The organism is Domibacillus mangrovi (assembly GCF_001906925.1).
Taxonomy (GTDB): domain Bacteria; phylum Bacillota; class Bacilli; order Bacillales; family Domibacillaceae; genus Domibacillus; species Domibacillus mangrovi.
Window position 1 is genome coordinate 22,713 of record NZ_MRWQ01000025.1, and the last position, 12,892, is coordinate 35,604.

At 38.0% G+C, this 12,892-nt stretch carries 14 protein-coding genes; 4 read left to right on the forward strand and 10 right to left on the reverse strand.

Annotation, left to right across the window (positions count from 1 at the left end; translation table 11 throughout):
* Positions 1-124 precede the first annotated feature (124 nt).
* The 10 genes from BLL40_RS15930 to BLL40_RS15975 form a co-directional block, all read right to left on the reverse strand.
* Complete coding sequence (locus BLL40_RS15930) at positions 125-841, reverse strand: urease accessory protein UreH domain-containing protein (RefSeq protein WP_073712844.1); 717 nt, start codon at positions 839-841, stop codon at positions 125-127.
* Positions 842-1,224: 383 nt separating this feature from the next.
* Positions 1,225-1,848: an AmiS/UreI family transporter gene (locus BLL40_RS15935; protein WP_073712845.1), complete on the reverse strand. Its 624-nt coding sequence runs from the start codon at positions 1,846-1,848 to the stop codon at positions 1,225-1,227.
* A gap of 394 nt (positions 1,849-2,242) precedes the next feature.
* Entirely contained in the window at positions 2,243-2,866 is a 624-nt protein-coding gene (gene ureG / locus BLL40_RS15940; protein WP_073712846.1) for an urease accessory protein UreG, read from the reverse strand.
* A 22-nt stretch (positions 2,867-2,888) separates the two neighbouring features.
* Positions 2,889-3,431 carry an urease accessory protein UreE gene (locus BLL40_RS15945; protein ID WP_073712847.1) on the reverse strand — a complete coding sequence of 181 codons (543 nt, stop codon included), beginning with the start codon at positions 3,429-3,431 and terminating at the stop codon, positions 2,889-2,891.
* A gap of 16 nt (positions 3,432-3,447) precedes the next feature.
* Positions 3,448-5,166 (reverse strand): urease subunit alpha, encoded by a 1,719-nt coding sequence (gene ureC / locus BLL40_RS15950; protein ID WP_216820193.1) that lies wholly within the window; start codon positions 5,164-5,166, stop codon positions 3,448-3,450.
* Positions 5,167-5,218: 52 nt separating this feature from the next.
* Positions 5,219-5,392, reverse strand: a complete 174-nt coding sequence (locus tag BLL40_RS15955; protein WP_073712849.1) for an aspartyl-phosphate phosphatase Spo0E family protein — start codon at positions 5,390-5,392, stop codon at positions 5,219-5,221.
* Between the two features lie 180 nt (positions 5,393-5,572).
* Complete coding sequence (gene ureB / locus BLL40_RS15960) at positions 5,573-5,956, reverse strand: urease subunit beta (RefSeq protein ID WP_073712850.1); 384 nt, start codon at positions 5,954-5,956, stop codon at positions 5,573-5,575.
* Between the two features lie 19 nt (positions 5,957-5,975).
* A complete protein-coding gene (locus BLL40_RS15965; protein WP_073712851.1) occupies positions 5,976-6,377 on the reverse strand; it encodes an urease subunit gamma in 402 nt (133 codons plus the stop codon).
* 27 nt (positions 6,378-6,404) lie between these two features.
* Positions 6,405-7,055, reverse strand: coding sequence for an urease accessory protein UreF (locus BLL40_RS15970; protein ID WP_073712852.1), 651 nt, complete (start codon positions 7,053-7,055; stop codon positions 6,405-6,407).
* 31 nt (positions 7,056-7,086) lie between these two features.
* Complete coding sequence (locus tag BLL40_RS15975) at positions 7,087-7,908, reverse strand: urease accessory protein UreD (protein WP_073712853.1); 822 nt, start codon at positions 7,906-7,908, stop codon at positions 7,087-7,089.
* Between the two features lie 990 nt (positions 7,909-8,898).
* Here BLL40_RS15975 and BLL40_RS15980 point away from each other — a divergent pair.
* The 4 genes from BLL40_RS15980 (at position 8,899) to BLL40_RS15995 (ending at position 12,882) form a co-directional block, all read left to right on the forward strand.
* On the forward strand, positions 8,899-9,279 hold the full coding sequence (locus BLL40_RS15980; RefSeq protein WP_143180142.1) for a hypothetical protein: 381 nt from the start codon (positions 8,899-8,901) through the stop codon (positions 9,277-9,279).
* A gap of 947 nt (positions 9,280-10,226) precedes the next feature.
* Positions 10,227-10,628 (forward strand): cupin domain-containing protein, encoded by a 402-nt coding sequence (locus tag BLL40_RS15985; protein ID WP_073712855.1) that lies wholly within the window; start codon positions 10,227-10,229, stop codon positions 10,626-10,628.
* A gap of 697 nt (positions 10,629-11,325) precedes the next feature.
* The gene (locus BLL40_RS17480) at positions 11,326-11,463 is read left to right on the forward strand and encodes a hypothetical protein (protein WP_159434238.1); all 138 of its coding nucleotides are present in this window, start codon (positions 11,326-11,328) and stop codon (positions 11,461-11,463) included.
* Positions 11,464-12,282: 819 nt separating this feature from the next.
* Positions 12,283-12,882, forward strand: a complete 600-nt coding sequence (locus BLL40_RS15995) for a TetR/AcrR family transcriptional regulator (protein ID WP_073712856.1) — start codon at positions 12,283-12,285, stop codon at positions 12,880-12,882.
* Positions 12,883-12,892 lie beyond the last annotated feature (10 nt).

A 12,892-nucleotide genomic window follows, 5' to 3' on the forward strand; every position in this document is an offset into this window, starting at 1 on the left:
TTGTATAATACTATGGAATATTCACTTTCCTTACAAACGGGAAGCAAGCTTACTTTTGGAAGTTTATTTTTAAAATTTTAGTTTAAAAAAATACGCCTAAAAAACAGGGATTAGTAAACTGGCATTACTGTATCCATAGTTTAAACAATCCTTCTATTACTCCCAAGTTGTACATGTAATAAATCCCAAATACTGTACTAACCACCCCAGTAATTTGGGTAAGTGTTTTATTCATACTTATCTTTTTAGCACTAAAAACAAATGGAATTCCAATCATCGTAGTAAAGAAAAGCATACCAACGACTGTTCCTGCACCAAATATAAGGATATAAATAGCGCCTTCCCAGACACTCTTTACTGTACTCATCGTTAATAGAATCATTGCACCACTTCCAGCAAGGCCATGAACTAAGCCAATCAACAAGGATTTTAGATATGTTCCATTTTTATGGCGGTGTTTATGCTCATGTTTACCACCGTGTTCATGTGAATGAATATGTTTATGTTCTTCTCCATGATGTTCATGCTCATGTGTATGAATATTTTTAAAAGATAGAATCGTTGTAATACCAAGATAAACAAGCATAATACCTACTAAAAATTCTAATGACATAGCCCATTCTTCCGGTATTTCATCTTTCATAAGAATGAAAATAATTCCCACTATAAATAATGTTGCAGTGTGACCTATGCCCCAAAACACTCCTGCTAAAGAGGAACGCAATAACTTCTTACTTTGACTAGCTATTGTCGATACAGCGATTATATGGTCTGGTTCAATTGCGTGTTTGATTCCAAGTAAAAATCCCAAAGCTAGAATGGATAGATAACCTACCTCCATTGATATACCTCCTTCGTTTTTTAAAAATCATCTACGATTCTGTTCCTTTATGATTTTAAAAAGTATGCACTATGAAAACGATTCCATTATAAGTAACACAATTTTTCAATCATGCTTAGCCCCCTAGATTATTAACCATTCTTACAAATAAGAAGAAAGTTTACTATTAATTTTGGAATCAATAAAAATCCCAGTAAAGTCAAATCTGTGTGCATAGATACATACCTCACCACTACCGTTACATAGTTTTCAAGAACTGCTTTTATCACTAATAAGATTGTATAGGTAGATATTGATTAATTTGGAAACTACAATTATTATTCATTCAAAGAAATTTTAATCTTAAAAGCAGACAGGCGCTGTGCCTGTCTGGCACTCATACGTTAAGCCCCTGATTTCATTTCAGAAACCTTAGAAGATACATGGGGCTTAGTGAACAAATACACAACTATGAAAAGTAGGATTGTGAGTATCGTTATCCCCCATGTTGTTTTTGGCCCTACTGCATCCCATTGACCAATTAAGATCAGAAAAGCAGGAATAGCCGCCGTAATCCAGGATTGAATGAGAGCCACCCATCCGGTAAAAATACCAATATTTTTCTTTGATGATAGTAATAAGTAGAACAATGTCCAAAGAAAAGACCACATAAGCCAAATAATACCAAATTTCACATCATTGAAATGGATAAAGCTTACACTCGCATAACCTACTGCAAGGATAGCTACCCACAAGGAGTACCAGCCTACGCCTGAGGAATCATAGTTTTTAAGATTCGTAATACCTACATAGAGGTACGTAAAACCAAATAAAAAAATACCAGAGGCATTAAAAATGACCCAAGAATCTCCATTTGCTGTGAATATTAAATAGAGAGGGGAGATTACCTGTATAGCACCGACAAAGAGGTTAAACACCCCTGCACTTTTGCCGTCGATTTTACCGAACAGCATTAAACTGTTGACAAATAATACAGCACCTACATACATTAGTCCAACCGAGCTCACTTTTTCAGCCTCCTTTAAGAATCAGTAAAATAAAACACTTCTTGTAGAAATATAATCCGGATTATAGTCTTGTTTTTTTGTTTAAATTCATCACTTTTAATGATATATAATGAGCGTAAATGCCTCAAAATTCATTTACGCTCATTTATTCATATTTACTTTGGCGATTTTATCCTAATAGTCTAGCTTCCGCCATAATCAAAACCCACATTCATTAAGACAATTGGTATAGATTTATAGTGTATGGGGAATCCAAATTCTATTTTGAACATGCACTTTTTATTCGGAAAACGATCAGATAGGACAGAAACCTGAAGATAAAAGCAATATCCATCAAAGATCGTTTTCCTCAATTATTTTGAATAATTTATCTGGCGCTAGTATTAAGTCAAATTCAATGACTCTTTAAAGAAAGATCTTCTAGAAGAACTTGCTTCTTGATCCAACTAATAACTTCATCCAAACCTTCTTCTGTTACCATATTGGTAAACAAATATGGCCGATCCACTCTCATACGTTTAGTGTCACGATCCATCATCTCCAAATCTGCACCAACGTAAGGAGCAAGATCGATCTTGTTAATGACTAGCAAATCGGAACGAGTAATACCAGGGCCGCCTTTTCGTGGGATTTTGTCTCCTTCAGCCACATCGATAACATAAATGAAAGCATCAACTAGCTCTGGACTAAAGATGGCCGACAAATTATCGCCCCCACTCTCTACTAAAATAAGCTCGACATCTGGAAAACGCTCAACAAGATCGTCAATTGCCTCTAAATTCATGGAAGCATCTTCTCGGATAGCCGTATGAGGACATCCTCCCGTTTCGACTCCAACGATTCGTTCCGGGGGGAGTACCCCTGAACGAACGAGAAACTCCGCATCTTCTTTTGTATAAATATCGTTTGTAACGACGGCCATGCTGTATTCCTTTGCCATATATTTCGTCAAACGCTCGGCAAGTGCCGTTTTTCCTGAACCAACTGGTCCTGCAATACCTAATCTGACATATCCCATTTTACATACCTCCGTTAAAAGTTTATTGTTTACTGCCCATCAAGTTTTGATCTATATGACCATGATTGTGTTCGTGATCATGATTATGGTCATGATCATGGTGGTGATGTCCGCCTCCCTTTGGAATAGGTTGGAAGCGTCTGCATTGTGTCTCATAATGTACATGCAGCTTGTTCAATAGCACTTCCGTCGGATCGTCTATTAGTAGAACAATTTCCCCGCTATCCGTCACTTCAAGAGGCAAATGTCTATTTCCGAATTCATAGGCGATCAACCCAAGCTCTTTGGTTGTTTCAGAGAACACAACGAAAACATCGCAAGGCTGAAGGGATATAACAACTGTCCCTTCTTCCTCCCTTGTCAGAATATCTCCATGGCGAAGTGAAGTCTGTGGCTGCATTGGCAAGGAAATGCCTATTTCTCTGCCACGATTTGTCTTCTTGCGAAGGATTCGTTTAGCGCATTCATCCCATGTCACTTCAACAGTCTCAAATCCACGTAACTCCTCGTTCTCATTAGCAAGCCCGTCTTCAAATACATTTCCTGCTATTTGATTGCAAATCATTACACATCATCCTTTCTTATCTAAGAAAATAAAGTCGGCTCATCGGTACTTCCTCTAACGGATCGCAGGTCACCAATTCTCCATCTACTTCTACACGGTACGTCTCAGGATCCACTTTGATATCAGGACAATAATTGTTCCGTATCATATCTTTTTTACGAAGATTTCTCGTATTTCGAACCGGTACAAACTTCTCTGCGGATGCTGGGAGCTGATCGGCGATTCCATTATCTATAGCCGCCTGGTTAACAAAAATATAGGATAGCTTGTTCGGATTGCCTCCAAAAGATCCATACTGTGGCCGGTACAGCACTGGTTGACAAGTCATGAGCGAAGCGTTAGGCTCTCCCATTGTTGACCATGCAATAAAACCGCCTTTAATAATTGTCTCCGGCTTCGCACCGAATAAGGTATGACGCCAAAGAACTATATCTGCTAGCTTGCCAGGTTCCAAAGAACCGACATAATCTTTAATGCCAAATACAGTAGCAGGATTAATTGTATATTTGGCCAAATAACGAAGCACACGAGCGTTGTCATTGTCTCCTTGTTCCTCAGATAACGCTCCTCGCTGAAGTTTCATCTTGGAAGCAAGCTGCCATACACGCATGATACTCTCTCCGATGCGGCCCATACCTTGAGAATCGGAGCCCATAATACTAATAGCTCCCATATCATGAAGAACGTCTTCCGCAGCTATCGTTTCTGCTCGAACACGAGAATCTGCAAAGGCGACATCCTCGGGTACTGCCGGATTCAAATGATGACAAACCATAATCATATCTTGATGCTCATCTACCGTATTGACGGTAAAAGGGTTTGTCGGATTAGTGGAAGATGGAATGATATGCGGATAGCCTGCCGCCTTTAGTATATCTGGTGCGTGACCTCCGCCTGCTCCCTCAATATGATAAGCATGGATTGTCCGGCCATCGATCGCTTCCAATGTATCATCTACGAATCCAGACTCGTTTAGCGTATCTGTATGAATTTGAACTTGAAAATCCATTTCATCTGCTACTTGAAGGCATGTATCAATGACTGACAGCGTGCTTCCCCAGTCCTCATGAATTTTAAGTCCAATTGCCCCTCCTTTAATTTGTTCGACCAATGCCGCTTTATCGCTCGAATTTCCTTTACCAAGCATACCCATGTTCATCGGAAACGCTTCAAAGGCATTAATCATTCGCTGGATATTAAAAGCACCGGGCGCTTCGATGCCTACAGTCTTCGGACCCGTTCCGCCCCCAAGCATGGTCGTCAGTCCGCTGCTGAGTGCTTCTTCAACTAATTGAGCTGAGTCAAAGTGTACATGAGTGTCGATTCCTCCAGGTGTTGCTATCATCCCAGGATCAGCGGAAATGATATCAGTACCAGGACCAACGATCAGACCCGGGGTAATCTCCATCGTGTTAGGATTTCCAGCCTTTCCGATGCCCACAATTTTACCTTCCTTGATACCAATATCGCCTTTGACAATCCCTTGAATAGGATCCATTATGATGACATTCGTAATAACAAAATCTAGTGCACCTTCACTATTCGGAATAGATGATTGTCCCATTCCCTCCCGCAATGTCTTGCCGCCCCCGAACACTGCTTCGTCTCCATAGTTCGGAGCATTATAATCCTTCTCGATTTCAATAACTAGATTTGTATCTGCGAGTGAGACCTTATCTCCAACAGTGGGACCAAATAATTCACCGTAATGCTTTCTATTTACTTCCATTGTTATCCCCTTTTCACCATTAGTATTGTTTGCAGACTTAGTCAGACTTTAAATTTTATTAACCGCACGCTTTACGCATAATCTTTTGTACTATTTCGATTTTTCTGTCTATTTTTTGGCTTATTTTTACTACATCAGGATCAGATAGTACTTTATTAACTGCCAACTCATACATGACCTGCCGATCTTCATCTATGCTTTTTGTTAAATATAGTATTTCTTTTAAATACACTGAATTGATCCTCTCCACTTTGATATTGATTGATTTTGTAAGTGAAAATCATAAGCAAATGTCAGATACTTATTAAGCTAATGTTAAACAGCTTTATTGCCCAACATTTATACGAATGGGATCCATCCTTTCAATTAAGGCAGGGTGTTTACTGGTTTTCATATCCCCGCCCGTCGTTCATCATTTTTTCATATAACCTTTTTCTCGTGCTGTTTTAAAAGCGTTTTCTTTAATGGTTTGATCTTCAATAGAACCCATCGTCAACCCATTAAAACCAAATATATTCTTTTTCCCTCCAAAGTCGACTAACTGAACAGTCTTTTCTTCACCAGGTTCAAATCGAATAGCCGTGCCAGACAAAATATCCAGATGCATACCAAATGCTTTTTCACGGTCAAATTGCAGGGCTTTGTTCACTTCAAAAAAGTGAAAGTGGCATCCTACCTGAATAGGACGGTCACCACAATGCTGAACTCGAATTACCTCTCTTCGAGATCCTGGACGCAGCGTAATAGATTCTCCCTCGTAACGAATTTCCCCTACATTTCCAATAATTTTAGTCATTCTGTCACCTCCTGAAATATTAAACAGTTTGGTTCACGTTCTCAGATCTTGTCGAAGTAAAAATGGAATCATCCAATGTAAAATAGTTTTGATTCCCTATTTCTGACCTTGTCGGGAGACGAATTGGGTCATGTACAGTGATTAATTTTGATCCGTCTGAAAACATTCCTTCTACTTGTATGATCGGGATTAGCTCTTTCACTCCAGGCAGGACATCTTCTTGTGACAATATTTGTGTGCCAAAAGAAATAATATCCGCCAACCGCTTGTTCGCTGTAACGGCCTGTTCCATAAGCTCATCGCTTATAATTGCCGCCGCTTCTGGATAATTGAGTTTCATTCCATTTTTCAGTCTTCTTCTTGCTAATTCAGCTGTAGTGAATACTAGCAGCCTTTCATTTTCCCTTGGAGTTAAATGCATTTTTTCCTCCACCACCTATTCTTTGTTTTATGACATGCAAAGCCTTGTATATAAGGTTTCATGTTCCATTGAAGCGATCTCAAGACCAGGGGAAAAACTATTGACGTTCTCAATTGTCAGTTCCTCTTCTATTATCGGATAATTCTCCAATTGTTTCCCAAGTCTGTAGAGCACAAGCTGCGACTCATTTTGGCCAAGTGGCATAATTCGGGTCGCCACGGATACCAAAGATACCATTCCAGAAAAAAGAAACGTCTGCACAGTCTCCCTCAGAGGTAAAGACAGTTTCGCTGCCACTACGCCATAGCCTATCGCGTAATGATACTGCAAAGAATTGTTTAACAAGTTTCCGTAAAAAGACGTTTCATTGCCTGCCTGTAGTTTTTTCACACCAAGCAATAGCGCTCTGCCTGTTTTCATACTAGCCTCGAATAACTCCTTGGCAGGTTTTGCAGCCGTATACAATTGTTGAAGCTCGGCCAATCTAACTGAATCATCCTGTAAAGTAGCTTCATACGCCTCTTTGACAAATACAGCGTCTAAATGAATGTTTACTTCAAGGATGGTTTTTAAAACACTCTCTACTTCTGCAACTGTACTGATACGATAGGTCTGAATATAAGTTTCAAGGCCGTAGGAATGGTTAAAGCTACCTGTTGGAAATGTTCCTCCAGACAATTGCAACCATGTAAGTAAACTTGATGTTTGCTTATTTCCGGATATAAGGCAACTCCCCTTTCAACATCAACGGTCTCATAAAAGACCAAATATCATTAATCAATTCTGTCATCTCTTCATAGTTTGAACTAAGCACTTTGACCGTAATAACATTGCTTGGATGCAGTGAACACCCTACACGAATATTCGATCTTTCCTTTGTTGATAAATATTCCTGAAGCCGTGTAATGCTATCCGCTTTATCTTGACCAGCATATAAATAGAGGTTTCCCCAATGTGAATATCCCTCTAAATAACCAAGCCGTGCAAATTGTTCCCGTTCCATGTTTAATCGATATTGCTCCCAAATTGTCAGTGTTCCTCCGATATATAAATGAAACCGATTCGAGAGACTTCTAAATTCAAACGACTCTCCTGCGCTTTTACGGCCACTGGAATACATTTCACAGTAAGCCAATACGGAATTTGGATGTGCATCAATTCGGGTGTATGTCTCCAGTTCTGATTGCTTAAACAAAGTGATAGCCTCGGGAAAACACTCAAAGCTGGCATTCTCACCTACATGGAAGTGTTGGTTTATACAAGCCTTGCCTTCTGGCATTTGATAGATTTTAGAAGTCGAGGCATTTGTCAAATAAAGATGCGCGCCATTTTCCACACTTATAGAATAATCCGCACGATCTCCGGCCAACATCCCTCCTGCTGTGTCAAAAACATACAAAAATGCAGTACCCATATCGTCCAAATAAAATGGACGCATGATCTTTAATGGAAATCTGTAATTCATCCGGGAAACGTAACTTTTTTCATTCTGATCAACCTTAATATCGAGTTCCAATATACCATCTTGCATGTGCTACCTCCTTTCACTGCCATCCGATAAAGATGAATCTCAACTATCTCTTGTCATCTTCCTTCGGGAGTTCTGCTACAAGTATCCGTTATTCTACTTCAGCTCTTGTTAGATTGTATACGCTATCAATCTTATCCTGATGAAGCAGCGTTTTAAGGTCCATAAATCCTGTGATATTCACTTCCTTTCAACACGCTTATTCATTTAGCGGACAATCTGTCATAATCTATTGTCCTTGCTTTTAATATTGCAATTACCGTGCCAACTTGACAGAATATTTAATTTTTTAACAAGCTATTTCGAGTTATAAGGAGGTATTATCGTTTAATTAGTGATATAAAGCTGTTTTTCTTCTATCTTCTACCATGAAAATTTTATTTTAGTTTTATGCAAATCATAAATAAACGTTTTATGTATATTATAAATTGATAGAAAATTGTATAATAATGTGTTCATTTGTTCACTTTTGCACTAAACATCTGGACAAAATTGGACAAATGAACACCTTTTCACTTTTGTTTATTTCTATTTGTTACAGTCTAACTGAACCGCAAAAATACTAAAATGAATCCTCTAAATCAAATTAGCCAACTATTTTTCTTCTTTACTTCTACTTTGTTAATTCCACTGTTAAAATAGTTCTTCTAGTATTTTGGCGAAGCCTTCCTATAGATAGTTATAGGAATAAACTATTCTTTTAGGAGGCGATCACCTTGAATGTTCAGATGTTTTACAACAATCTGGACACATATATTTTAGTGTGTCCTATCCGATATTCATCCCTATTCTATTGTATTCATTAGGCTATGCTCTTCACATTCCTTAAGGATGGGATGCTCTTTTGGAATTTGATAAAATCCTTACAAATATCATGAACAGAAGTAATAAAACTTCTTTATCCTTTTTTATAGATAAATAGAATACGGAATCACGAGAGTGCTCATATTTAAAGATGATACAACATATGAACAGTTATTAAAGGAATTCATTATGGACTATCAAGCTGTTGATTTACAGGAAAGCTCCTCCGGAAAAATTGATCAGATATTAAAAAATATACATAGAACACATGATGTATCAGAATACTTGAAGAAGAAGTTTATTGACGATGTTTTAGGCAGCATTCAGAAAAGCGAATGGCGGAGAAAGTTTGTGGAAGAATTTTTTCTTTGGCAATTCAAAGGGATAGATACACAAAACGATGCGAAAGGCTGCTTACATATTCTATATAAGCCCCTTTCAAAATACCTGGCCAAAGCAGCTTTAGGTACAGGGAATTATGACTTCATTATGGGGTTTGTTTCAGGCACATTTGGTAAAGCAGAAGCAAATGCAAAAATATTGGAAAAGAACTCGGCAACTGGCGATTGAATTTACAGTATAAACGAGGATTATGACCACTTATATGAAGAGAAAAAATACAATTCGCCTGAAATTGTGGCAATTGAATTATCCGAGTATATAGTCTTATTGGATTGTTCAGCTGCTGACTGGATCGAGCTTGGTCTAAAAACAAATTTTTCAAATCAATTTAAAAGCTATCTTTATGAAGCTCAGGGAATTCTCTCTGACATAGGAGCTAAATAACAGGCTCTGCATTTAATCGATATACGCCAAAAAAGAGTAAAACACAAAATTCTTGTTGATCTCTAAAAATACCGAACAAGAGTCTTGTTTTTTCACTCTTTTATTATGTTGTACTTATATTCCTTCTTGAATACGAAAACAAGCTTTAACCCTTGATCTATAAGTGTTAGAGCTTGTTTTCCATTTTAAGTGGGTGACTCTGGAACTTCTACCTCAAGCGCAAGATAAGATATGGCGAAAGAGAATATGGCTGCCTCTCCCACTCTTCCTTTCTTCGAATAAACGTTTCTTCCTATAATGGTTTATTCGAAGAAACTTAGCTTTTTTAATCATATGGATCTCTAAAAAAATCAGTTTTTCTCTTGCTTCAAATATTGCTCCAGCGCTTCTTCCTGATCATTGCTCTGTCTTTGCTGCACAAACCATTCTGGTAGTCGTTCTGTCCGAATCGCTTTTTTTACGGAAAATGATATCTGTCCTTCTTGTTCCTGGCCGACAGCTGTTATGAATTTGAACTACCCACCACTTGTTCTGTAACTAGCTTCATAGAAATGTACGTCCTCTCATTATTTCTTCAGATTTAATCTTATCCATACACACTTCGACAATATCAGTATACTTTTCGACAATATGTGAAAAAAAAGACCCTACTTTTTTTTCTGAAAATTATGATATACAATGTGTGTAGTACCAATCCAAGTAAGAAATAACAAATTATAGGAGTGTTGATCATGACTAAAGCATTAAGCCAAGAACCAGGAATTCAAATTTTTAAAGCAGCAGATTTAGACAAATTGTTTCCAAAACTAGATGTAGGTACGATCATTAACCAACCAGGAGTAAACAGCAAAATCGTTGACGTACCGGTAACAGAAACGTCAAACCCGCTTACAATCGGTTTCTTCTCAATGTCACCAGGTGAATCATTTGATTTCTTGTATGACGTTGTAGAATACAAAGTTGTAACAAAAGGAAAGTTTATCATCCGTGATAAAGAAGGCAACCGCTACGTAGCAGAAGCAGGAGATGTTATCCTCTTCTCACCAGACTTCCCAGTTGTTTTTGATGGTGAAAGCGATGGAGAAGCAATCTATTCGAAACATGCAGCTGCTCTTCCAGCATTTATGCAATAATATAGTGAGAGAACTTTTAGGCAGTTTGTGTCCATCTATCATATGGGCATGGACTGCCTATTTTTTATGTCCTGTAGGGTTCTGCGTACTCAAAAGCAAGACCAAAGCAAAAAAAAGAGGGGTTTACTTAGCCGAGTAAACCCCTTAAAAGAGTGGATTCATCCCGTCTATACAGGATGATATAGTCCTGTACACAAGAGATGAATCTCATGACTGTTTATAGAATAACACATAAATTTTCATTTGTGTATCCTTTTATTTACTTTTTTTGCTTAAAATACATTTATCGAAAGAGGCAGAACTTAGGCGAACAACTTTTGAGAGATAAACAGACTGTCAAGAGGGCAAGGTCTGTGCCAACTACGCCATTCGACTGGCGATACGTTTTTCTTTTTTCCATTTCTTTTAGGTTGTGTCTAAAAACTAAAAACATAAAATAAGCGTTGCCTCGTCTTGGTATTTTGGCTACAATCATATCCATCAGATTGAGGAGATGGAAATATGATGGCGAAACGGTATAAAATAGAATATCATCATAGGTGGATAGAATGTTGAAGATTTTACGTTGTAGACGAATTTCCTACAACAACCTTATATCTTCCGTTTTTAAAGAGCAATTTGTACAAGTACATGATGGCCAATATTTTGGCTAACGCCTACCGACAAAAGATAAAATCTGAAGGAGAGAGATCTTGGAATGGAAAAACATAAGTTAAAGAAAATCTGTGAAGAATTGAATTTGTATAATCAAATTATTCCGTACAGCAGTGATGAAGGTGTGCTTTTCGTAAACAGCAATACTATTTTGAACTACCCCCACTTAGCGAACGCTTGAAGTGGAGGATTCCTGCGAACACGAGTGTATCCACCCGTTATCTTAGCAGGCTCACTCCGTAGTCCCTACGGTTAGAAGTTTCTTGTACGTTGACTCGCCACGCTCCCTACTTTCGCTTGGTTTTCGCCACTTCGGTGAGCGTGGGACGATAGAACGTTGAAGATTTTACGTTGTAGACGAATTCCCTACAACAACCTTATATCTTCAGTTTTCAAAGAGCTATCTGTACAAGTACATGATAACAAATAGTTTGGCTATCGCCAACCGACATTCCTCTCTCACCTACTCACTGGGCTACACCCTTCACGTTCCTCGAGGAAGGAGTGTTCTGTCGGAAAAAGATAAAAAGTATTTTAATTATGAAAGGGAAAGAATTCAAAGAGTTTTATCGAATATTTTTGCAAAATAAAGGTGACAGGGATGAATTACTTAAATTTTTAACTGTGTGTGCTACAGAAATAGCAAATAATGGTTATGGATTCACGGACAGTCTTTGAAAAAAGCCCCCGATCCGTTGAACTGTACTGAACTGCCCCATCTAAATAGGGACCTTTTTAAATGTCCCTATTTAGATGGGGCATTACCTTTTGCCTATTTAATGACACCCATCTATCAAAGAAAAAGTGTTTCTTTAAAAAACAAATGGTTCTGTTGCACCAGAACCTGAGTCCATACATTTATGGATATGCTCGGGTAAGTACCCTTCAGAAAAATTTAGTTATTAAGTTATATTTAGGAAAATTTATATTGATCTATGTAATTTTTTATAAGATAATATTGGTGAGTATTATGTGCTGTATCTTTTGAAGGAGATTTTAGATGAGTACAAGGGGCAGAAAAAAAGGGGCTAGCGGTGAACAGAGCAGAGCCCTATTACTTACAATCGCTGCAGAAGAATTTGCACATAAAGGTTATTATGAAACAAAAATTAGCACAATCGTTCAAAGGGCTGGCTTAACGCAGCCAACATTTTACCTTTACTCTAAAAGCAAAGAGGCAGTATTCCAGGAATTAATCGATTCGTTTAGCAAAGGGCTATCTGATCTTACGATTGAGAGTCGCTTAGAGACGGGAATTCATGTCAATTCCTTACCAATAAGGATTACAAAAGGGTTAACAGGAATCTTTACTTTTTTTTCTGAGAATCAAAATTTAACACGCATCGGATTCTTTCATTCTTCAGAGGCTGAAGAGATTAAAAAACAGTTAGCGCTGCAAATAAGAGAAAACTTAATTTCTGAAGTAGATAATGGTTATTTTCGACCTGAAATGGACATGTGTTTAATCGCTGAGATTATAGTTGGCACGATTGAGCGCCTCACACTCACTGTATTATTTACGGGTATAAAAGAACCCAAAGACATTGCATCTGAGGTTGTTCATCTTTTTTTGAACGGAACGTTATCAAAAAGGGAGTAGTGATTTACTG

Bases quoted from the DNA above. Each gene is read 5' to 3' on its own strand.
- BLL40_RS15930 (WP_073712844.1), bottom strand. From the start codon at position 841: ATGGAGGTAGGTTATCTATCCATTCTAGCTTTGGGATTTTTACTTGGA.
- ureG (WP_073712846.1), bottom strand. From the start codon at position 2,866: ATGGGATATGTCAGATTAGGTATTGCAGGACCAGTTGGTTCAGGAAAA.
- BLL40_RS15945 (WP_073712847.1), bottom strand. From the start codon at position 3,431: ATGATTTGCAATCAAATAGCAGGAAATGTATTTGAAGACGGGCTTGCT.
- ureB (WP_073712850.1), bottom strand. From the start codon at position 5,956: ATGACTAAAATTATTGGAAATGTAGGGGAAATTCGTTACGAGGGAGAA.
- BLL40_RS15965 (WP_073712851.1), bottom strand. From the start codon at position 6,377: ATGCATTTAACTCCAAGGGAAAATGAAAGGCTGCTAGTATTCACTACA.
- BLL40_RS15975 (WP_073712853.1), bottom strand. From the start codon at position 7,908: ATGCAAGATGGTATATTGGAACTCGATATTAAGGTTGATCAGAATGAA.
- BLL40_RS15980 (WP_143180142.1), top strand. From the start codon at position 8,899: ATGGACTATCAAGCTGTTGATTTACAGGAAAGCTCCTCCGGAAAAATT.
- BLL40_RS15985 (WP_073712855.1), top strand. From the start codon at position 10,227: ATGACTAAAGCATTAAGCCAAGAACCAGGAATTCAAATTTTTAAAGCA.
- BLL40_RS17480 (WP_159434238.1), top strand. From the start codon at position 11,326: ATGGAAAAACATAAGTTAAAGAAAATCTGTGAAGAATTGAATTTGTAT.
- BLL40_RS15995 (WP_073712856.1), top strand. From the start codon at position 12,283: ATGAGTACAAGGGGCAGAAAAAAAGGGGCTAGCGGTGAACAGAGCAGA.